General features: G+C 73.6%; 21 protein-coding genes. 1 reads left to right on the top strand and 20 read right to left on the bottom strand.

Going from position 1 to position 19,827, the window contains the following annotated elements; genetic code table 11:
* Window positions 1-120: 120 nt before the first annotated feature.
* The 20 genes from KPL57_RS03405 to KPL57_RS03310 all read right to left on the bottom strand — a co-directional run bounded on the left by KPL57_RS03405 (window position 121) and on the right by KPL57_RS03310 (window position 18,434).
* A complete protein-coding gene (locus KPL57_RS03405; RefSeq protein ID WP_226350415.1) occupies window positions 121-912 on the bottom strand; it encodes an ABC transporter ATP-binding protein in 792 nt (263 codons plus the stop codon).
* Window positions 909-1,946: an iron chelate uptake ABC transporter family permease subunit gene (locus tag KPL57_RS03400; protein ID WP_226350414.1), complete on the bottom strand. Its 1,038-nt coding sequence runs from the start codon at window positions 1,944-1,946 to the stop codon at window positions 909-911. The genes KPL57_RS03405 and KPL57_RS03400 overlap by 4 nt, the downstream gene beginning before the upstream one ends.
* Window positions 1,943-2,959, bottom strand: coding sequence for an iron ABC transporter permease (locus tag KPL57_RS03395; protein ID WP_226350413.1), 1,017 nt, complete (start codon window positions 2,957-2,959; stop codon window positions 1,943-1,945). The genes KPL57_RS03400 and KPL57_RS03395 overlap by 4 nt, the downstream gene beginning before the upstream one ends.
* Window positions 2,956-3,984, bottom strand: a complete 1,029-nt coding sequence (locus KPL57_RS03390; RefSeq protein ID WP_226350412.1) for an ABC transporter substrate-binding protein — start codon at window positions 3,982-3,984, stop codon at window positions 2,956-2,958. The genes KPL57_RS03395 and KPL57_RS03390 overlap by 4 nt, the downstream gene beginning before the upstream one ends.
* A gap of 116 nt (window positions 3,985-4,100) precedes the next feature.
* The gene (locus tag KPL57_RS03385; protein WP_226350411.1) at window positions 4,101-5,174 is read right to left on the bottom strand and encodes an ABC transporter ATP-binding protein; all 1,074 of its coding nucleotides are present in this window, start codon (window positions 5,172-5,174) and stop codon (window positions 4,101-4,103) included.
* Window positions 5,175-5,195: 21 nt separating this feature from the next.
* Complete coding sequence (locus tag KPL57_RS03380; RefSeq protein ID WP_226350410.1) at window positions 5,196-5,849, bottom strand: hypothetical protein; 654 nt, start codon at window positions 5,847-5,849, stop codon at window positions 5,196-5,198.
* Window positions 5,846-6,490 carry a hypothetical protein gene (locus KPL57_RS03375; protein ID WP_226350409.1) on the bottom strand — a complete coding sequence of 215 codons (645 nt, stop codon included), beginning with the start codon at window positions 6,488-6,490 and terminating at the stop codon, window positions 5,846-5,848. The genes KPL57_RS03380 and KPL57_RS03375 overlap by 4 nt, the downstream gene beginning before the upstream one ends.
* On the bottom strand, window positions 6,487-7,077 hold the full coding sequence (locus tag KPL57_RS03370; protein WP_226350408.1) for a hypothetical protein: 591 nt from the start codon (window positions 7,075-7,077) through the stop codon (window positions 6,487-6,489). Before KPL57_RS03370 ends, KPL57_RS03375 begins: the two co-directional genes overlap by 4 nt.
* A complete protein-coding gene (locus KPL57_RS03365) occupies window positions 7,044-7,541 on the bottom strand; it encodes a hypothetical protein (RefSeq protein WP_226350407.1) in 498 nt (165 codons plus the stop codon). The genes KPL57_RS03370 and KPL57_RS03365 overlap by 34 nt, the downstream gene beginning before the upstream one ends.
* Complete coding sequence (locus KPL57_RS03360) at window positions 7,538-9,043, bottom strand: MCE family protein (protein ID WP_226350406.1); 1,506 nt, start codon at window positions 9,041-9,043, stop codon at window positions 7,538-7,540. The genes KPL57_RS03365 and KPL57_RS03360 overlap by 4 nt, the downstream gene beginning before the upstream one ends.
* Window positions 9,040-10,269 (bottom strand): MCE family protein, encoded by a 1,230-nt coding sequence (locus KPL57_RS03355; protein WP_226350405.1) that lies wholly within the window; start codon window positions 10,267-10,269, stop codon window positions 9,040-9,042. The genes KPL57_RS03360 and KPL57_RS03355 overlap by 4 nt, the downstream gene beginning before the upstream one ends.
* Window positions 10,269-11,432 (bottom strand): MCE family protein, encoded by a 1,164-nt coding sequence (locus KPL57_RS03350; RefSeq protein WP_226350404.1) that lies wholly within the window; start codon window positions 11,430-11,432, stop codon window positions 10,269-10,271. Before KPL57_RS03350 ends, KPL57_RS03355 begins: the two co-directional genes overlap by 1 nt.
* Window positions 11,432-12,496: an MCE family protein gene (locus tag KPL57_RS03345; protein WP_226350403.1), complete on the bottom strand. Its 1,065-nt coding sequence runs from the start codon at window positions 12,494-12,496 to the stop codon at window positions 11,432-11,434. The genes KPL57_RS03350 and KPL57_RS03345 overlap by 1 nt, the downstream gene beginning before the upstream one ends.
* The gene (locus tag KPL57_RS03340) at window positions 12,484-13,506 is read right to left on the bottom strand and encodes an MCE family protein (protein WP_062396827.1); all 1,023 of its coding nucleotides are present in this window, start codon (window positions 13,504-13,506) and stop codon (window positions 12,484-12,486) included. Before KPL57_RS03340 ends, KPL57_RS03345 begins: the two co-directional genes overlap by 13 nt.
* Window positions 13,503-14,750: an MCE family protein gene (locus tag KPL57_RS03335; RefSeq protein WP_178373042.1), complete on the bottom strand. Its 1,248-nt coding sequence runs from the start codon at window positions 14,748-14,750 to the stop codon at window positions 13,503-13,505. The genes KPL57_RS03340 and KPL57_RS03335 overlap by 4 nt, the downstream gene beginning before the upstream one ends.
* A complete protein-coding gene (locus KPL57_RS03330; protein ID WP_178373043.1) occupies window positions 14,747-15,589 on the bottom strand; it encodes an ABC transporter permease in 843 nt (280 codons plus the stop codon). Before KPL57_RS03330 ends, KPL57_RS03335 begins: the two co-directional genes overlap by 4 nt.
* Before the next feature lie 10 nt (window positions 15,590-15,599).
* The gene (locus KPL57_RS03325) at window positions 15,600-16,382 is read right to left on the bottom strand and encodes an ABC transporter permease (RefSeq protein ID WP_202968228.1); all 783 of its coding nucleotides are present in this window, start codon (window positions 16,380-16,382) and stop codon (window positions 15,600-15,602) included.
* A gap of 416 nt (window positions 16,383-16,798) precedes the next feature.
* Window positions 16,799-17,062 (bottom strand): cytochrome C oxidase subunit IV family protein, encoded by a 264-nt coding sequence (locus KPL57_RS03320; RefSeq protein ID WP_226350402.1) that lies wholly within the window; start codon window positions 17,060-17,062, stop codon window positions 16,799-16,801.
* Window positions 17,059-17,709 carry a cytochrome c oxidase subunit 3 gene (locus tag KPL57_RS03315; protein WP_226350401.1) on the bottom strand — a complete coding sequence of 217 codons (651 nt, stop codon included), beginning with the start codon at window positions 17,707-17,709 and terminating at the stop codon, window positions 17,059-17,061. The genes KPL57_RS03320 and KPL57_RS03315 overlap by 4 nt, the downstream gene beginning before the upstream one ends.
* Window positions 17,706-18,434 carry a hypothetical protein gene (locus tag KPL57_RS03310; protein ID WP_226350400.1) on the bottom strand — a complete coding sequence of 243 codons (729 nt, stop codon included), beginning with the start codon at window positions 18,432-18,434 and terminating at the stop codon, window positions 17,706-17,708. Before KPL57_RS03310 ends, KPL57_RS03315 begins: the two co-directional genes overlap by 4 nt.
* Before the next feature lie 167 nt (window positions 18,435-18,601).
* Here KPL57_RS03310 and KPL57_RS03305 point away from each other — a divergent pair, with 167 nt between their 5' ends.
* On the top strand, window positions 18,602-19,768 hold the full coding sequence (locus KPL57_RS03305) for an acyl-CoA dehydrogenase family protein (protein ID WP_226350399.1): 1,167 nt from the start codon (window positions 18,602-18,604) through the stop codon (window positions 19,766-19,768).
* Window positions 19,769-19,827: the final 59 nt, after the last annotated feature.

The raw sequence follows: 19,827 nt of genomic DNA, 5'->3' as shown, positions 1-19,827 counted from the left end.
AACGGCCGGTCGGCCGTGGGACCGACACTCGCGCAGCGGGGAGGTGGGGGGCCAGGACGTGTACGTGGTGAATCCGAACCGGGTAGCCGGGCCGATCTGCGAAGGGTGCGAAGACCCGGCTCAGGAGCGGCGGCCTCCCGGGCGGGGAAGGACCAGCGGGGTCCCGGTGAGCGGGTCCGGCATCACCAGCGCGTCCACCCCGAACACCGAGGAGACGAGCTCCTCGGTCACGACGGCGGACGGCACCCCCTCCGCGACGATCCGCCCGTCGCGCACGGCGATCAGGTGGTCGGCGTAGCGGGCGGCGAGCTCCAGGTCGTGCAGCACCATCACGACGGTGCGGCCCTGCCCGGCGTTGACCACGCGCAGCAGGTCGAGCACGTCGAGCTGGTGGGCGAGGTCGAGGAAGGTGGTCGGCTCGTCGAGCAGCATCGTCCCGGGCCCCTGGGCCAGGACCAGCGCGATCCAGGCCCGCTGCCGCTGCCCGCCGGAGAGCTCGGCGACCGGCCGGTCGGCCAGCCCGGTCAGGCCGGTCGCCGCGAGCGCGCCGGAGACGGCGGCCTCGTCCTCGGCCGACCACTGCCGGAACCAGCGCTGGTGGGGATGGCGCCCGCGTCCGACGAGGTCGGCGACGGTGATGCCGTCCGGGGTCGTCGGCTGCTGCGGGAGCACCCCGAGCCGGCGGGCCAGGTCGGTCGCCGGGAGCCGCGCGATCTCGGCGCCGTCGAGCAGGACACGTCCCGCGGCGGGCCGCAGCAGACCGGCGAGCCCCCGCAGCAGGGTGGACTTGCCCGAGGCGTTGGGCCCGACGATCACGGTGATCCGCGACGCCGGGACGGTCACGGACTGGTCGTCGATCACGACCTGCCCCGGGTGGTGGCCGAGGGTCAGCCGTTCACCGGACAGGGTCATCCGCTCGCTCCGATCCGGTTGGCGCGCACCAGCAGCGCGATGAGTACGGGCGCCCCGACGACGGCGGTGACGACCCCGACCGGCAGCTCCCGCGGCGCGAACACGGTCCGGGCCGCGAGATCGGCGACGACGACCACGAGCGCGCCCGTCCCGGCCGAGGCGAGCAGGCCGGGGCTGCGTTCCCGGAGCACCCTGCGCACGATCTGCGGCGCGACCAGCGCGACGAACCCGACCGGCCCGGCCGACGCCGTCGCCAGCGCGGACAGCCCCACCGCCGCGGCCAGCATCACGGTGCGGGCCCGCCCCGCGCGGGGGGACAGCGACCTCGCCAGGTCGTCCCCCAGCTCCAGGACCTGGAGCCGGCGGGCCGCGGCGAGCACGACGGGCAGCAGCAGGCACAGCCCCGCGGCGACCGGCGCCACGTCCGGCCACGAGCGGCCGGACAGGCTGCCGACCAGCCAGACCGCCGCCGAGTAGGCCACGTTGACGTCGGCGCGGCTCAGCAGGAACGTCGCGGCGGAGCCCAGCATCGCCGCGACGCCGATCCCGACCAGCACGAGCCGGTAGCCGGAGAACCCGCCCCGCCAGGCGACCGCGTACACGGTGAGCGCGGCGAGCAGCGCGCCGGTGAGCGCACCGCCGGTCACCCACGCCGCCGAGGCCCCCCACACGACGATCATCACGACGGCGCCCGCGGACGCCCCCGCGTTGATCCCGATGACGTCCGGGCTGACCAGCGGGTTGTGGGCGAGCCGCTGCAGCACGGCCCCGGCGACGCCGAAGGCCGCGCCGACCAGGACCCCGGTCAGCGCCCGCGGGAGCCGGTGGGTGACGACGAGGTCGTAGGAGATCAGGGTGCCGTTCCCGGCGAGGGTGTCGAGCACGGTCCCGAGCGGGAGCGGGTACTCCCCGACCGTGACCGCGACCAGCCCGACGGCCACCGCCGCCGTCCACGTCGCGAGGCCCAGGACCAGGCCACGGACGCCGATCCGGGCCGACACCGGCCCGCGGCGCAGGACCAGGGTCGCGCTCACAGGGCCGCCACCCTCCGGGTCCGGACCAGGTACAGGAACGCGGGCCCGCCGAGCAGGGCCGCGGTCACCCCGAGATGGACCTCCTCGGGGGCGATGACGACCCGGCCGACGACGTCGGCGAGCAGCGCGACGCCGGCCGCGAGCAGCGCCGAGAGCGGCAGCACCCACCGGTGGGCGGCACCGACCAGCGCCCGCGCCGCGTGCGGGGCGACGAGCCCGAGGAACACGACCGGCCCGGCCAGCGCGGTCGCCGTCCCCGCCAGGACGACGACGGCGACGAGACCGGCCACCCGCGTCGGGCCGGGACGGGCGCCGAGGCCGCGCGCGGCGTCCTCCCCCAGCGCGACGGCGTCGAGGCGCCGGACCAGTGCGACCGCCAGCACGACCCCCACCAGGGCGAACGGCAGCGCCTGGCCGACGGTGGCGAGGTCCGCCCGGGCCAGCGACCCGATCACCCAGTACCGGTAGCGGGCGAACAGGTCCCGGTCCAGCAGCACGAACGCCGAGGTGACGGCCGTGAGCAGCGCGGAGACCGCGGCACCGGCCAGCGCGAGCTTGACCGGTGTCACGCCGTCGCGGCCCGACCCGCCGATCGCGTACACGGCCACCGCCGCGCACGCCCCGCCGAGGAAGCCGAACCACACGTACCCGGTGAGCGACCCGACCCCGGCGGTCATCGTCGCGATCATCGCCGCCGCCGCGCCGGCGTTGATCCCGAGCGTGTCCGGGCCGGCGAGCGGGTTGCGTGTGATGCCCTGGGCCACCGCGCCGGCGAGCCCGAGGCAGGCTCCCGCGAGCAGACCGCACAGGGTGCGGGGCAGCCGGACGTGCCGGACGACGAAGTCGGTCCGGCTCCCGGTGAAGTGCAGCAGGCCGGTCGACAGCTCGGACCAGGTCAGTGGCCGGGCCCCGACCTTCATCGACAGCACCGTGGCCACGAGGACGACGGCCACCGCGCCGGGCAGGGCCCAGGGCGCGGCGGACCGGACCCGGACCGCGGACGCCGGGCTCACTCCGGATGGACGAGGTCGGCGACCCGCTCCGCCGCGTAGGGCCCCCGGATGCCGGCGGCACGGTCGGCGAACAGGAACGGGTACACGCGTCCCTCGCGGACCGCCGTGCTCCCGGCGAGCGCCGGGTCGGCCCGGATCTGCGCCACGTCGGCCTCGCCGTCGGCGACGGTGGTGGCGGCGTCGCAGCAGGTCGAGGTCAGGATGACGTCCGGGTCCCGGGCGATCAGCTCCTCCTTGGACACCGCGACGTGCCGGCGCTCGGTGAGGTCGCCGAAGGCGTTCTCGGCACCGGCCATCTCGAGGACCCGGGTGCCGAAGTCGATGCCCGAGGCGACCCGGTAGCTGCCGTCGTCGTCGTTGAGCAGAATCGCGACGCGGGGCCGCGGCGCCCCCGCCACCCGCTCCTGCACCGCGGTGACCTTGGCCTGCAGCTCACCGACCAACTCCTCGGACCGTTCCGCGGCGCCGAGGACCCGGCCGAGCGAGCGCAGGTCGGCGTAGACCGTCTCCATCGACACCTGTCCCGGGTCGATGGCCTCGTCGGACAGCCCGTCGGCCGACGGGCACAGCGGTGCGTTGACCCAGGTCCGGACGCCCAGCGCCGCCAGGTCGGCCCGGGTGCTGATCGACTCGTCCCCGGTGGTGGCGAACACGTTGTTGTAGCCGGCGAGCACGAAGTCCGGCTCCGCCGCGAGCAGTGCCTCGCGCTGGGGCAGGTCCTGGGTGTAGGGCTTTCCCTGCTGTGCCGCGGCGTACGGCTCGACGACCTGCGCGTCGAGGAACGCGGTGCCCACCAGCCGGTCGGACAGTCCCAGGGCGTGGACGGTCTCGATCGCGGGCTGGTAGAGCGCGTAGATGCGCTCGGGCGGCGCCGGGACCGTCACCTCGATCCCGCAGTTGACCTCGGTGACGGCACCGGCCGCGTCCGGCGCGGCCGCCGGGGCGGGCGGCCCGCCGCAGGCGGACAGGGCGAGCACCGCGGCGGACAGGACGGCGACCGGCAGGACCCGGCGGGGGACGGACATCGCAGCTCCTCGTCGATCGGCGACAGCCGAAGGTTGACGAACTGTTCATATGTCACGGTGTGGTGCGGGCGCCACCGTTCCCGGATGTCCGGAACATCACTCCTGTCCGGCTGCGGTCAGCCGCTGACCCGCGGGTGGACGTCGGTGGGCCAGTTGTCGTCCGCCGCCCCGCGCGCCTCCTGCCGGGTCGTCCCGTCCCGCGACGGGTCGGTGGACGCGGCGTCGGCGTCGGCGTACTGCTCCCGGATCGCCTCCTGCGCCGACTCCGGCAGCTCGTGCAGCATCGCCTGGACCCGCTCACGGCGGCGGTGCACCGCCTGCCGGTCCGGCATCCCGGTCGAGGCCACGAGCTGCGGCTTCATCTCGGGACGCCCCTCCAGCTCACCGCCGGCCTCCTCCATCTCCCGGGCGGCCTGGGCGGCGTCCTTCTCCTCCGACATCCCGATCGGCCCCTCGCGACGCCCGTTGAGGAACTGCGCCACGACCGGCTCGTCGGAGGTCAGCAGCACCTCCCGCGGACCGAACATCGACAGGTGCTTGCGGTAGAGCAGCCCGATGTTGTCCGGGACCGTCTGCGCCGAGTTGATGTCGTGGGTGACGATCAGGAACGTCGAGTCCGTCATCGCGTTCAGATCGATGATCAGCTGGTTCAGGTACGCCGTCCGCACCGGGTCCAGACCCGAGTCCGGCTCGTCGAACAGAATGATCTTCGGATCCAGCACCAACGCCCGCGCCAACCCCGCACGCTTACGCATACCACCCGAGATCTCACCCGGCAGCTTGCCCTCGGCACCGACCAGACCGACCATGTCGATCTTCTCCATGACGATGTCGCGGATCGCCGACTCCGACTTGCGCGTGTGCTCCCGCAACGGGAACGCGATGTTGTCGAACAGGTTCATCGACCCGAACAACGCACCGTCCTGGAACAGCACCCCGAACAGCTTCCGGATCTCGTACAGCTCGGACTCCGAGCACTTGCACAGGTCGACGCCCTCGATCACGATCGACCCCCGCTCCGGCTTGAGCAGCCCGATCAGGGACTTCAGGAACACCGACTTACCGGTACCCGACGGTCCGAGCAGCACCGACACCTCGCCCGCGGGCAGCGTCAGGGTCACGTCCGACCAGATGTTGGCCCGACCGAAGGACTTCGTCAGTCCCTCGACCTTCACCTCGACACCCGTCATGGGGTCACGTCTCCTTCTCGCCTAGAAGTTGCGCAGGTCGGACACGAGCCACCGGCCGTCGACCCGCTGGACCGTGACCTCGGCGCGGCCCGCGGTGGTGCGCGGCGGCTCGCCGGTGCGGGCGGCCTCCTGCGTGAAGTAGAGCAGGGCGGTGACCCGGTCGGCGTCGGCGGACACCACGCCGGCCCGGGTGACGACGGTCCGTGTCCCCACCCCGCGGTCCAGGGCCGGTCGGACGACGGAGTCGAGCACCGAGTCGAACTGGCGTCCGAAGTCGCCGGTGACCAGGCCGCGGGCGCGTGCGACGTCGGCGTCCTTCGACGCCGGCTGGTAGCTGAGGACCTGCTCGACACCGGTGCGGGCCGCCGCCAGTCCGTCCACCCGGGCCTGTTCGGTCTGCTGCGCAGGCCGGACGACGGCGGCGTACAGCACCGCCGCGGCCACGAGCAGCAGCACGGAGACCACCGTCGTCGTCCACAGCAGCGTCCGGCGACGCCGGGACAGGCCGCGCCGGGCGGCGCCGAGCGCGGCGCGCAGGCGGGCACCGCGGCCGGGACGGGTCCCGGTGGTGTCCCCGCCCCCGCCGGCGTCCGCGGCGGGGGTCGTGGCGGGCCCGGGGTCGGTCACCGCGACCGCACCGGCGCGGTCCGTGCCGGTCTCGTCGTCGTGCGTCACGGGGCCACCTCCACGGTCGACACCTTCCACGCCCCGTCCTCGTGCCGCAGCCCGAGCAGCAGCCGGAAGTCGCGCGGGGCGCCGTTGGGGACCTCGGTGTTGCGGACCGTGGTGCTGGCGCTGACCAGCACGGTCGCCGTGTCGGCGTCGATGTGCTCGATGCCCACCGCGTCGATCCCTCCCTCGGCCTTGACCTTCCCCTGCGCCAGGATGGCCCCGAACACCTCCGAGAAGCGACCCAGCTCGGTCCGGAACGGGTCGGTCGCGACGGCGAGCATGTTGTCGACGTTGCCCTTCGCGTTGTCGGCGTCGATGCCGATGAAGTCCCGCACGACCTGCGACGCGACGGCGGTCGCCTCGTCCCGGTCGGCGACGGTGCCGGCGGTGCCCCGCCACGCCAACACCGACAGGACCGCCGCGGCGAGGGCGACGACCAGCAGCAGCGCGACGGCCGCCACGGCGAGCCGCCCGCGCCGTCGCGGGGCGTCCGCGGGAGCGGCCCCGTCCGGCTCCGCACCGACCGGGCCGGCGCCGGCGGGCGCGGTGTCCGTCGGGTCGGCGTCCGTCGGGGCGGCGTCCGCCGTGTCGGCGTCCGTCGGGGCGGCGTCCGCCGTGTCGGGGTCGGTCGCCGTGTCGGTCACACCTGGTCCAGTCCGGCGATCAGCCATCGGCCGTCCACCTCCCGCATCGTGAGCGTCGCCTGGACGGTGTCCACGCGCTCGCCGGCGTTCGTCGTCGTGCTCTGGTTCAGGAACACCAGCACCTGGGCGTCCGAGCCGGACCAGCCGACCCAGCCGGCCCCGACGACCCGGGCGATCGTCCGCGCGCCGAGCCGTTCCGCGTTGGGCCGGACCTTCTCGTCGAACAGACGCCGGTAGTCGTCGTGGAAGTTCCCGGTCGTGGTGTCGTCGACGACGGTGGACGCCGCGTCGAGCTTGCGTCCGTCGTAGGACAGCAGGGTCTGGGCGCCGGCCGTGGCCGCGGCCAGGACGTCGTCGCGGGTGCGCTGGTCGTCCGACCGCGCGACGAGCAGCCACGCGCACACCCCGGCGGCGACGGCGAGCAGCGCGATCACCACGAGCAGTGCCACCACGAGGCCCCGTCGCGAGCGCGGCCGCGCCCCCGGGCCCGGGGTGTCCGCGGCGTCGGTGTCCGGCGCGCCCGCGGTGTCCGTGCCCGTCGTGTCCGCGCCGGTCACGGCACGAACTCCAGCCTCGACACCAGCCATCGTCCGTCCTCCTGCTCGACCGTCATCCGCATCCGGTACTGGCGGGGTTCGCCGTCGGGGACCTGCGCGTTGTGCACCGTGGAGTCGGCGGACACCAGCACGACCGCGCGGCCGGGTCCGCGTTCGGCGACGCCGGCCGCGGACACCTCACCGGTCGAGCTCACCTTCGCGTCGCGGATGGTCCCGGCGAAGGTCCCGGACCGGCTGCCCAGCTGCTCGTGGAACTCCCCCGTCGTCGCGTCCTCCAGCCGGCGCAGCGTCGCGTCCGCGGTGTCCGGGGCGATGGTGAGCAGGTCGGTCGCGGTCTGCCGGGCCGCGACCAGTGCCGGCTCGTCGTCGCCGGTCCCGCCGACGAGACGGACGGCCAGCACCGTGACCAGCGCGGCGAGCAGGAGCGCGACCACGCCCAGCCCGATCGGCAGGGCGAGCGACCGCGGCGGCAGCCGGAACCGGGGGCGGCTCATCCCTCCACCCCCAGCGGGTCGAGCACGATGGCCTGCCACCCGCGGTTCGACGACCGGACCCTGTTCCCGTCGACGATCGGGGTGTTGCTGCCGGGGGCGAGGAAGACGCCGTCCAGCGACGCGGCGTCGGAGGGGGTGTAGCCCTCCTCCCCCGGCGAGAACGGCTGGTTCTCCTCCGGGTTCGTGTTCCCGTCACCGGTGGTCGGCAGGTTCCCGGGTCGCAACGGGTTGTCCTCGACCCGGTCGCTCTGGCGGCCCGCCACCTCGAGCTGGGTCGCGACCGCCGCCTCGCGCGCCGCGGCCGCCTCCTCCGGGCTCTGGAAGCGGAAGCCGCAGGACGCGGCGTCGGGGCCGCGGCCGTCGGGGATCGGGGAGCCCGGCGGGCAGAGGTAGGCCTTCCCGCCACGGGCCGCCTTGAGCGGGTCCGGGTCGGTGCAGCGCACGCCCACGCCCGGGCGGGCCGGGGAGACGTCGGTCGGCGGCCGCCGGTCGACGATGAACCCGTCCAGGCAGGGCGCCGGGTCGTTCACCTGCGTCTGCAGGTTGATCATGATCGTGCCCGGGACGGGCGAGCCGCTGACCGCGCCGATCGAGGCGTCGAAGGTCGACGGCAGCAGGGTCAGCGTCTGCTCCAGGTGCGGGACGTAGACGCGGGCGACCTCGCCGACCGAGGTCAGGTTGTTCAGCAGGTCCGGGAGCGGGTCCCCGATCTGCTTCACGAACCCGGCCACCTCGTCGAGCGCCGGCGGGAAGCGGTCGAGGGTGCCGCGCAGCGCGGGGTCGGCCTCGGTCAGCCGCCCGGTGAACGACGCCAGGTTCGCGACGTAGGTGCGGATGTCGCCGGAGGTCGCGTTCTGGGTGGCGAGGACCGGGTCGAGGTCGTCGATCAGCCGCACCGTCGGGTCGAGGTTGGCGGTCGCCTCCCGGGTCAGCAGGTCGAAGGAGTCGATCAGGCGGCCGAGGTCCTCGCCGCCACCGGCGAACGCCTCGCCGAGCTCACCGACCGTGGTGTTCAGCTTCTGCCCCGGCACCGACGCGGCGAGCGCGTTGGCCTGCGAGAGCAGCTCCCCCGTCGTCGTCGGGAGGGAGACCTGCTGCACCGGGACGACCGCGCCGTCGGTCAGGAACGGGCCGCCCGTCGTGCGCGGCTCGAAGTTGATGTACTGCTCGCCGACCGCGGAGATGCTGCGGACCTCGACCGCGGAGTCCACCGGGATCGGGTGGTCGTCGAGCACCTGGATGTCGGCCTCGACACCGTCGCGGGTCAGCCGCACCGCGTCGACCTGGCCGACGGTCACCCCGCGCAGGCTCACCACGCCGTTGACGTAGAGGCCCGCGCCGGCGGGGAGCTGGACGGTGACCGCGTTCCGCCCGATGCCCAGCATCCGCGGGACGTTGAGGTAGGTGACCGCGCCCCAGCCGACGGCGATCGCGGCGATCACCAGGAAGGCGACCAGCTTGCGTGCGGTCGTGCGGGAGATCCGCACCGACGAGGCCCTCATCGGCCACCTCCCAGGAGTCCGCCGAGGATGCCGTCGGACCCGGACCCGTCCGGCGGGTCCGCGGGCCGGTCGGCGCCCGGCAGCGGCAGCACGCCGTCGAGCGGCTTCGTCAGGTCCTGGAACGGGGCCAGTGGCGCCGTCAGGGCCGGCGGCGCGCCCAGCGGCGGGACGGCCAGCACGCCGGGCCCGTCCGGGCCGGGCAGCTGGAAGCCGTCGAGCAGGTTGCGCCGCAGGACCTCCGGGGTGAGGTCCAGGGTCAGGAACAGGTTGCCGTAGTCGCCCTTGAACATCCCCGGGAACGCGGTCGACGCCGGGAACGGGAAGGTGAGCAGCAGCTCGATTCCCTGGGTGAGGTCGGTGCCCGCGTCGGCCAGCCGGGCGACGGCGGGCCGGATCTGCCGCAGGTTCGCCAGCAGGTCCTCCTTGGACCGGTCGGACAGCGTCCCGACCGCGGAGTCGAGCCGCTGCACCTGCTCCAGGGTGCGGACCAGGTTCTCCCGGTCCTCGTTGAGCACCTTCAGCGCCCCGGGGATCGTGTCGATGCCGCGGGCGAGGGTGGCGTTGTCGGCGTTCAGCGTGCCGCCGAGCCGGTTCACCGCGTCGAGGGCGCGGACGATGTCGTCGCGCTGGGCGTCGAGCCCGCCGACGAACCGCTCCAGGTTCCCCACGAGGGAGCGCAGGTCGTCCTGGCGACCGTCGAACACCCGGTTGAGCTCGGTGGTGATCGTGCGGACCTGCTGCAGCCCGCTGCCGTTGAGCACGACCGACAGCGCGCCGAGGAGCTCCTCGGTCTCGGGGTAGCGCCCGGACCGGTCGAGCCCGATCACGGCGCCGTCGGTGAGGCGGCCCTCGGGGGCGGCCCCGTCCGGCGGGGCCAGCTCCAGGTACTCGGCGCCGAGCAGGCTCTTCTGCGCGACCCGGGCGACGGCGTTGGCCGGCAGCACGGCGGCCTTGTCCAGGCTGACGGTGAGGACCGCCTTCCAGTCCTTCACCTCGGTGCGCACGACCGACCCGACGGGCACGTCGGCGACCATGACCTCCGCGTTCGGGACGAGGTTCGCGACCTGCTCCATCTCCACGGTGACCTGGTAGGCGTCCGGGCCCGTCCCGGCCCGCAGCGGGAGGGGCAGCTCGCCCAGGCTGGAGAACCCGCAGGCACTCGTCGCGACGGCGACGGTGGCCAGGGCCGCCACCACCCGGGCGGTGCGCGCGGCTCGGCGCGTCATCAGTTGCCTCCCAGCGACGGGATGGACGGGAGCGCCGGGGCCGACGGGTCGCCGTATTGCAGCGGGTTGACCGCCACCGGCGGCGAGTCGACCCGGGCGAGGTCGAGCAGCGGGCCCAGGCCCGCCCGGCAGGCGTAGGCCGCGGCCGGGTCGGCCTCGCGGGACGGCGCGACGGCGGCCGCCGCGTCGCAGACGAACGCGGCCGGGCTGCGCAGGTTGGTCACGGCGACGTTCGCGGTGACCGCGCCGGTCTTCTCGTCGATGAAGTTGGCGAAGTTCGACACCAGGAACGGCGCCTTCTGCAGGAGGTCGCCCAGCGCCTGCCGGTTCTGCGACACTGTGCGGACGACGTCGTCGGCCTTGCGCAGGTCCTCGGTGAGCTGGTCGCGGTTGTCGGCGACGAAGCGCTGCACGACGGGTGCGGCCCGGTCGAGGCTCTCCAGCACCCTGGCCAGGGCGTCGCGGTTGTCGGCGAGGATCCCCGACACGTCCGCGAGCTGGCCCTGGAAGCGCTGGACCTGGGCGTCGGCGTCCTTGAGCGCGGTGACGAAGGTCTGCAGGTTCCGGACGGTGGCGAAGATGTCCTCGCGTCCGTTCGCCAGCGTCGACGCCGCGTCGGAGAGCTTCCGGATGGTGTCGCGGATCAGCGGGCCCTGGCCCTGCAGGTTCGCCGAGGTCGTGTCGAGGAGCCGGTTCAGCGCACCCTCGGTCTCGGCGGACTGCGGCGCGAGCGCCTTCGCCAGCCCGGCGACCTCGGTCTTGATCCGGTCGAACTCGACCGGGGCGACCGTGCGCTCGCGGGGGATCTCGGCGTCGTCGGCGAGCTGCGGGCCGCCGTCGTAGGGCGGTCCGAGCTGCACGTACCGGACGCCCACCAGGGTCGGGGAGATGATCGCCGCGGTCGCGTCGGCCGGGAGCGGGACGTCGGCGTCGTAGCTCATGACGACCTTCACCGCGTCCGGCCGCGGCTCCACCGAGTCGATGGTGCCGACCTGCACGCCGAGGACGCGGACCTCGTCGTGCGGGTAGAGGTTCACGGTCTGGTCGAAGTACGCGGTGACGGTGCGGGTACCGGGGCTCACCAGGGCCCAGACGGCCGCACCGGCCGCGACGACGAGGACCACCACGAGCAGCAGCACGCGGTTGCGGGTCACGAGAGCCATCAGTTCCCGCCTCCCTGCGGGGTACCCGGTGCCGGGCCGACGGCCGGGGAGACCGGGGTCAGCTGGTCGAGCACCGAGGGCAGGTTCTGCTGGGCCAGGTTCGTGGGCACCAGGTTCGGCACGAGGGCGAAGAACCACGGTCCGCTGGAGATCGCCTCGCCGAGGCTGCCGGCGTAGGTGTCCAGGCCGGTGATCGCGGCGGCGAGGTTGCGGTCGTTGGCCCGCAGCAGGTCGAGGGTCCTCTCCAGCTCGTCGAGCATCGGGCGCAGCTGCTGCTGGTTGTCGCGGGCGAGCCCCTCGACCTCCTGGACGGCGCCGGTGACGTTCAGCAGCAGCGACCGGATCACCTCGCGACGGGCCCGCAGCTCCTCGAGCAGCAGGTTCCCGTCCGAGACGAGCGTGGTGATGGAGCCGCTCCGCTCGGCGAGGACGCCGGAGACGCTCGCGGTGTGCGAGAGCAGCTCCTGCAGCTCCGCGTCCCGCGAGGAGATCGTCTGGGACAGCCTGCCCAGCCCCTCCAGCGCCGAGCGCAGCTCCGGCGGGGTGTCGGCGAAGGTGTCGGCCACGGTGTTCAGGGACTCCGCGACGCGGGGCACGTCGAGGTCCTCGGTCTTGCGGGTGAGGGTGTCCAGCAGCTCCTGGACGTCGTAGGGCGCGGACGTCCGGTCGAGCGGGATCTGCGCCCCGTCGTCCAGCCGTCCTGGCCCGGACGGGCGGACCTCGAGGAACTTCGCGCCGAGCACCGTCGCCGTCTTGATCGACGCGCCGGTGGACTCGCCGAGGGTGCTGCCGTCGAAGACGGTGAACCCCACGTCGACGGTCTTGCCGGCGAGCTCGACGGAGTCGACCTTGCCGACGACGACGCCGGCCAGCCGGACCTCGTCGCCGGTCTTGAGGCCCGCGGCCTCGGAGAACAGCGCGGAGTAGGTGCCGGAGGTGAGCTGGCGGTAGAGGTAGCCGGAGTTCAGCGCGATGACGGTCGCGACCACCGCGATCACCAGCGCGACGGCCCCGATCCGGAGGAGGTTCATCTCCTCGAAACGGCGGCGGGTCAGAACTGGCATCTCGCCTCCTGGCTCGCGATGGTGTCGGTCATGATCGGCGGGCCGACCCCGGGGTCGAGGCGGACCTGCACGCCGCAGAGGTAGAACTGGAAGCCCTGCTGGTAGATCCCGGCGCGGCCGAGCAGCTGGTAGTAGCCGGGCAGCTGCTGGAAGTAGACGTTGAGCCGGTCGGAGTCGTCGTTGACCAGCCGGGTCAGGCGGTCGAGCTCGTGCACGGTGCCGGCGACGTCGGGCCGGGCCTCGCGGACCAGGCTCTCGACGGTGCCGGCCAGGTGGTCGGCGCGCTCCAGCGACCGCCCGATCGAGCCGCGGTCGGCGGCGAGCCCGCTGACCAGCGTCTGCAGCTGGGTGACCAGCTCGTGCACGTTGTCCTTGCGCGCGTCGAGCGTGCCGAGCACACCGTTGAGGTTGGTGACGACCTCGCCGATGACGCGGTCGCGGTCGGCCAGGGTGCCGGTCAGCGTGCCGATCTGGCCGAGCAGCGTGCGGACGGAGCCGCCCTGCCCCTGCAGCACCGAGATCAGCGACTCGGCGAGCTGGTTGACCTGCGCCGGCTGGAGGCCCTCGAACAGCGGGGTGAAGCCGTTGTAGAGCTCGTCGAGGTCGATCGCGGGCCGGGTCCGGGACGCCGGGATCACGCCGCCGTCGGCCAGCTGCGGGGTCGGCTGTGCGCCCCGCAGCAGCTCCAGGTAGCGCTGCCCGAGCAGGTTCTTGTAGCGGACCGCGCCCTCCGACGCCTGCTCGACGGGGACGTCGGAGCGCAGCGAGAACTCGACCCGAGCGAGGTTGTCGGCGCCGACGTCGACGGACTCGACACGACCGACGGTCACGCCGGCCACCCGGACATCGTCCTTGGCCTTCAGGCCGGAGGCGTCGACGAACTCGGCGGTGTAGCGGGCCGTCTCGCCGAACCGGACCGAGCCATAGGCGACGACGACGAAGGCCGCGCACAGGGCCGCGACCACGGCGAAGACCACGACCCGGACGAGGTTGCCCCGGATGCCGCTCATCGGCCTCCTCCTTCCGCGGTCGGGCCGGCGGGGGCGGTGAGCGCACCGAGTGCGGCCGGGGCCCCCCCGAGGCGTTCCTGGATGGTCGGGCCGAGCTCGTCGCCGCCGATCAGGACCGCGATCGGGGTGTCCCGGACCTGCACCGGTGCGTCGCGGGTGTCCAGACGCGGGGAGCCGTCGGGGTAGAAGGCGTGCCGCGGGAACGTGCCCGGTGCGGGGATCCCGGTGCCGCAGTTGGGCTGGTCGATGCCGAGGGACGGCGCGTTCTCGGGGGTGTAGCCCTGCTCGCCCGGCTGGAACGTGGTGAGCGAGCGCAGGCCCGGCTGGGCGCCGCCGAAGGTCGGCAGCAGCAGCTTCTGCAGGTAGTTGAGGCTGTCGAAGGTGCAGGGGAAGGTCGGCGCGTAGCGGCCGAGCACCTCGGTGGTCGGGCGGAGCGTCTTCAGGGTCCGGTCGAGGCCGTCGGTGTTGGCCTCCAGCACCCCGGAGACGTCGGTCGCGAACATCGACAGCGACGCGAGCGTGGCGTCGATCCCCGCCTGCTTCTCGACGATGGTGCCGCCGGTGGTCGTGACGTTGCGGACCACGTCGAGCAGCTGCGGGCTGACGTCGGCGTAGGTGTCGAACACCGGGGCCGCGGCCTGCAGGTCGCGCTGCAGCGCGGGCAGCGACGGGTTGATCCGCTCCAGGTACCGGTTGAACGACACCAGCGTGGCGCCGAGCTTGTCGCCGCGGCCGTTGAGCGAGGTCGACAGGGCGCCCAGCGCCGTGTTGACCTTCGCCGGGTCGATCGTGGTGAGCAACCGGTTCAGGTTGTCGAAGACCAGGTTGGCCTCGGTCTGCACCGCGGCGGCCGGGACGACGGCGCCGGCGGCCAGGGTCGTCGTCGACGGCGAGGCCGGCGGGACGAGGTCGACGTACTTGGGGCCGAACACCGTCGGCGAGATGATCTGCGCGGTCACGTCGCCCGGGATGAGGTCCAGCTTGGACGGGTCGATCGCGAGGCTGACCACCGCGCCGCCGTTCCCGTCCGGCTCGACGGCCGAGACGCGCCCGACCCGCACGTCGCGCAGGGCGACGTCGGCGTCGGGCTGCATCAGCAGACCGGCCCGGTCGGTGCGGACGGTGGCGGGCACACCCGGGGTGAAGACGTCCAGGTAGGACGCCACCACGAGCGCGGCGCACAGCAGCAGCACCCCGATCGCGGCGAGGCCGCGGACCTCGTGCCGTGTCTCCGCCCCGCTCATCGGGACAGGTGGAGGGTCTCGGGGTCCGCGTAGAGCAGGACCGCGGTCACCAGCGCCGTCACCATGACCGCGATCAGCGACAGCCGGACCGCGCGCCCGACCGCGGCGCCCACCCCGGCGGGACCGCCGGAGGCGGTGAAGCCGTAGAAGGCGTGGATCGACATCACCACGAAGGCGATCAGGGTGACCTGCAGGACCGAGGTGAGCACGTCGGTCGGGACCAGGAAGGTGGAGAAGTAGTGGTTGTAGGTGCCGACCGACTGGCCGTAGCCGAGCACCACGATCAGCTGGGTGGTGGCGAAGCAGGCGATCAGCGCCAGTGCGTAGAGCGGGACGATCGCGATCGTGCCGGCCAGGATCCGGGTCGTGACCAGGTAGGGCACGGCGGGGACCGCCATGACCTCGATCGCGTCGATCTCCTCGCTGATCCGCTGGGCGCCGATCTCGGCGGTGAACGCGGCACCGATGGTGGAGACCAGCGCGACCCCGCCGATCAGCGGGGCGGCCAGCCGGATGTTGATGTAGCTGGCGAGGAAGCCGGTCAGGGCGTCGGTGCCGACGGCGTTCAGGGCCTCGTAGCCCTGGAGGCCGACGATCGCGCCGGCGCTCGCGGTCAGGATCGACACGACGACGACGCTGCCGCCGATCAGGACCAGCGCGCCGGTGCCGAAGCTGATGGCGGTGAGCTGGCGCAGCACCTCGCCGAGGTAGCGGCGGACCACGACCGGGATGCCGGCGTAGGCCTTCAGGTAGAACTCGACCTGCTCGCCGACGACGCGCAGGCCGGCCCGGGGGCGGTCCACGGCGCGCCGCAGGGCGGAGCCTTCGGATGTGTTCACGAGCGGGTCCTCAGATCCTTTCCAGCTTCAGCTGGATGTCGACCGCGGTCAGCAGGGCGTTGATGATGAAGAGCAGGACGAAGGAGATGACGACGGTCTCGGTGACGGCCTGGCCGACGCCCTTCGGGCCGCCCTCGGTCTTGAGCCCGCGGTAGGAGGCGACGAGACCGGCCAGGGTGCCGAACAGCAGCGCCTTGAACGAGCTGACCAGGAAGTCACCCTCGTCGGTGAGCAGCGTCAGCGTCGCGACGAACTGCCCGGCCGAGGCGCCCTGCAGCCCGACCGACACCACGTAGGCCACGATCTCGCCGACCACGGTGATCACCGCGTTGAGGCAGAGGGCGACCACCGCCGAGGCCAGCACGCGGGGCATCACGAGCCGGTGCAGCGGGTCGATGCCCATGACGTTCATGGCGTCGATCTCGTCGCGGATCTTGCGGGCGCCCAGGTCCGCCGCGATCGCGGTGGCGCCGGCGCCCGCGGTGACGAGCACCGCGGCGACGGGTCCGATCTGGCGGAGCACCGCGAGGCCGGTCACCGCGCCCGCCACGTCCAGCGCGCCGATCTCGGCGAGCAGCTGGTTGATCAGCAGGATGACGACGCCGACGAACGGGATCGTCACCATGATCGCCGGCGCGAGGGAGACCGAGGCGATGAACCGCGTCTGGGACAGGAACTCGCCCAGCGGGAACGGCCGCTTGGTCACCGTGCGGGCGGTGTCCAGGACGAACGCGGTGAAGCTGCCGGTCGTCTGCACGATCCCCCGCAGCGACGGCGCCCGGGTGCCGCTCACCGGCGACCCCCCGTCGTCGCCCCGTGGGGAGTCCCCGTGGGGGCGGTACGCGTCCTCGTCATCGAGTGACCTCCGTCATCGGCCCGGCCTAGTCCTGACTTCTTAAACGAGGATTAGATTCGGGAGTTACGGCGGCCGCGGAGGTTTTTCCGTGCGGCCGCTTGTTCACCCGACGGTGTCGCGCGACGGGTCGCCGGTCCGGCGGGGCGGACCCGGACATCCCGGACCCCGCGCCGCACGAGGGCACGTTCCCGCAGCTCGGAGCCACTGCCCGGATCGGCGGCCGGGACGGCGGCCCACGGCGACGGACGGCACGGCGGGGCACCCGACCGGGGGCCGCGCCGGCACCGGCGCCGGGCCCGCGCGGACGCGACACCCTCCCGCCACCTACCTAGTGGCGATTCACCTACGAGCGGTCAGAGCAGGACGAGCAGACCGAGCGCGACGCCGAACACCAGCACCCAGGCGTCGAAGGCGCGGCGCAGCGCCACCGGTGCGTGCCGCAGCTCCATGAACTCCCGTCCGACGACCCAGGCCTTGCCGAACGCCACCGCCAGGACGAGGGCGAACACCGCACGGGCGCCGTCGCCGTCCGCCGGGTGGTGCGCCCCCGCCCACCAGGACAGCAGGGTCACCACGACCAGCCCGGCCCACACGAGTGCCGGTCGCACGGCGCTCATCGCGGGAAGCCCAGGTAGAGGAGGGCGAACAGCACGAGCCACAGCAGGTCGACCATGTGCCAGTAGGCCGCGGCGCCCTCGGCCGTGCGCACCCGGCCCGCGGTCCCCGCGCGCAGCCGCCACCACACGACGCCGAGCAGCACCAGCCCGACCGCCACGTGGAACAGGTGGATCCCGGTCAGCACGAACCAGTAGGTGAACAGCAGCGACGTGGTCGGGGTGTTCCCCGCGGCGACCTCGGCGGCGTACTCACCGGTCTTGAGGACGGCGAAGCCGGCACCACAGGCGACGGTGCCCGCCAGCAGGACACGGGCGACGCCGGCCCGCCCCTCCCGGACCGCGCGCACCGCGTAGGCGACGAGCAGCGAGCTCGTCAGCAGGACCAGCGTGTTGACGCCGCCGGTCGTCGTGCCCAGCGCGGCCGCGCCGTCGGCGAACCCGGCCGGGTCGGCGCGGCCCTGCACGACGAAGGCCACGAAGAACGCGCCGAACAGCGTCATGTCACCGAGCAGGAACACCCAGAGCCCCGCCTCGCCGGGCACGTGGCCGTCCGCCCGGGGCGCCTCGGCGGGCGCCGTCGCCGGGGCGGCGGCCCGGGCCGGTGGGGCTCCGGCCGGGAGGAGGAAGTCGGGGAGGTCCGCGGTCACGACGCGGGCGCCGTCGCGACCGGGGCGGGCGCCACGACGCCGGTCGGGTCGGTGAGCACGGCCCGGCGGACGAGCAGGAACATCCCGGCCAGCCAGGCCCCGTAGACGACGGTGCCGAGCCAGAAGACGAAGACGCCGTTCCAGGCGAACGGGCCGCGGAGGAAGAAGAAGGCGAGCACGGCGGGGCAGAACAGGAACGCCGCCCAGAAGTTCGCGTACGCGCTCCACCGCGGGAAGACCTGCACCCCCGAGCGGTCACCGAGGACGGCGAGACCGATCGTGATGTTCTGCAGGGCGAACGGCGCGACCGGGGTGAGGAAGAGCAGCCAGGCCGTGTCGTGCAGCAGCTGCACCAGCTCCGGCGCGCGGTCGGCGCGCAGCCCGGCGACACCCAGCAGCAGCATCGGCACGAGCAGCAGCACGACCGTGACCGCGCCCAGGAGGAGCTGCAGGAACGACAGGATCGGCACCCGCCCCTCCATCCGCAACATCTGCACCGAGATCGCCGCCAGCAGCGGCGCGGGCAGGCACATCCCGACCGAGGTCACGACCAGCCCGGCCCGGGTCGTCGGCGAGCCGTAGAAGGCCACGACTTCGGCGAGCCCGTCGGTGGGCCCGGGTGGCAGCGGGAGGACCCCGGCCAGCGCCCAGCCGCCCAGCGCGACGACCAGCGTCGCCGGGCCGGCCCAGGCGCACAGCAGCTGCACGCGTCGCACGTCGGTCATGGCGGTCACGCCTCCCCGCTCCGGACGGGCCCCCGGCACCGTCGCCGACGATCGACCCTTTGTTAACCTACATTAGAATAGTGACGCTCCGGTTCGCCGGATCGGGTGCCGGCGCCCCGGCCCGGCCGCGTCACCACCGGGCCCCGCCCGCCGACCGAGGAGACCCCATGCGCCGAGAGCTCTACACCGACGACCACGAGCAGTACCGCGCCACCGTGCGCGAGTTCCTGGCCCGCGAGGTCGAGCCGCACTACCTGGACTGGGAGCGCGCGCACGCCATCGACCCGGCGGTGTTCCGCACCGCCGCCGAGCAGGGCGTCTACGCGCTCTCCGTGCCGGAGGAGTTCGGCGGCGCGGGCGAGACCGACTACCGGTACCGGATGGTGGTGAACGAGGAGGTCGCGCGGGTCGGCGCGACCTCCTTCGGGATGACCCTGGGCCTGCAGGACGACCTGGTGCTCGCCTACCTGCTCGACCTCACCACCGACGAGCAGAAGAAGCGCTGGCTGGCCCCGTTCGCCCGCGGCGAGATGCTCGGCGCGCTGGCGATGACCGAGCCCGGCACCGGCAGCGACCTGCAGGGCATCCGCACCTCGGCCCGCCGCGACGGCGACGGCGACGGCTGGGTGCTCGACGGCTCCAAGACCTTCATCTCCAGCGCCCTGTCGGCCGACTTCGTGATCGTCGCCGCGCGCACCGACCCGGAGGCGGGCTCGCGCGGGTTCAGCCTGTTCGTCGTCGAGCGGGACATGTACGGCTTCCGGCGCGGGCGCCGTCTGGAGAAGGTCGGCCTGCACGCCCAGGACACCGGCGAGCTGTTCTTCGACTCCGTCCGGCTGCCCGCCGAGAACCTGATCGGCACCGAGGGCCACGGCCTGATGCACCTCATGAGCCACCTGCCGCAGGAGCGGCTCGGCCTGATCTCCTCCGCGGTGACCGCGGCGCGGGCGGTCTACGAGCACACCGCCCGCTACTGCTTCGAGCGCCAGGCGTTCGGGCAGGCCATCGGCGACTTCCAGAACTCGCGGTTCGTGCTGGCCGAGATGGAGACCGAGCTCGAGGTCGCCGAGTCGTGGACCGACCGCGCGGTGCTGGCGTTCAACCGGGGCGAGCTGACGCCGGTCGAGGCCGCGAAGGGCAAGTGGTACCTGACCGAGCTGCAGAAGCGGATCACCGACCGGTGCGTGCAGCTGCACGGCGGCTACGGCTTCATGCTCGAGTACCCGGTGGCCCGCGCCTTCGCCGACGGCCGCATCCAGACCATCTACGGCGGCACGACCGAGATCATGAAGGAGATCGTCGGGCGGGACATCGCCGCCCGCTACCGCGGCTGAGCGGGTCGCCGGCGGCCGGTCCCCCGGCCGTCGGCGACACCGGCCGGGTGCGCCGATCC

This window comes from Pseudonocardia sp. ICBG601 (genome assembly GCF_020496245.1).
This window is presented reverse-complemented; position numbering and strand designations above follow the sequence as displayed.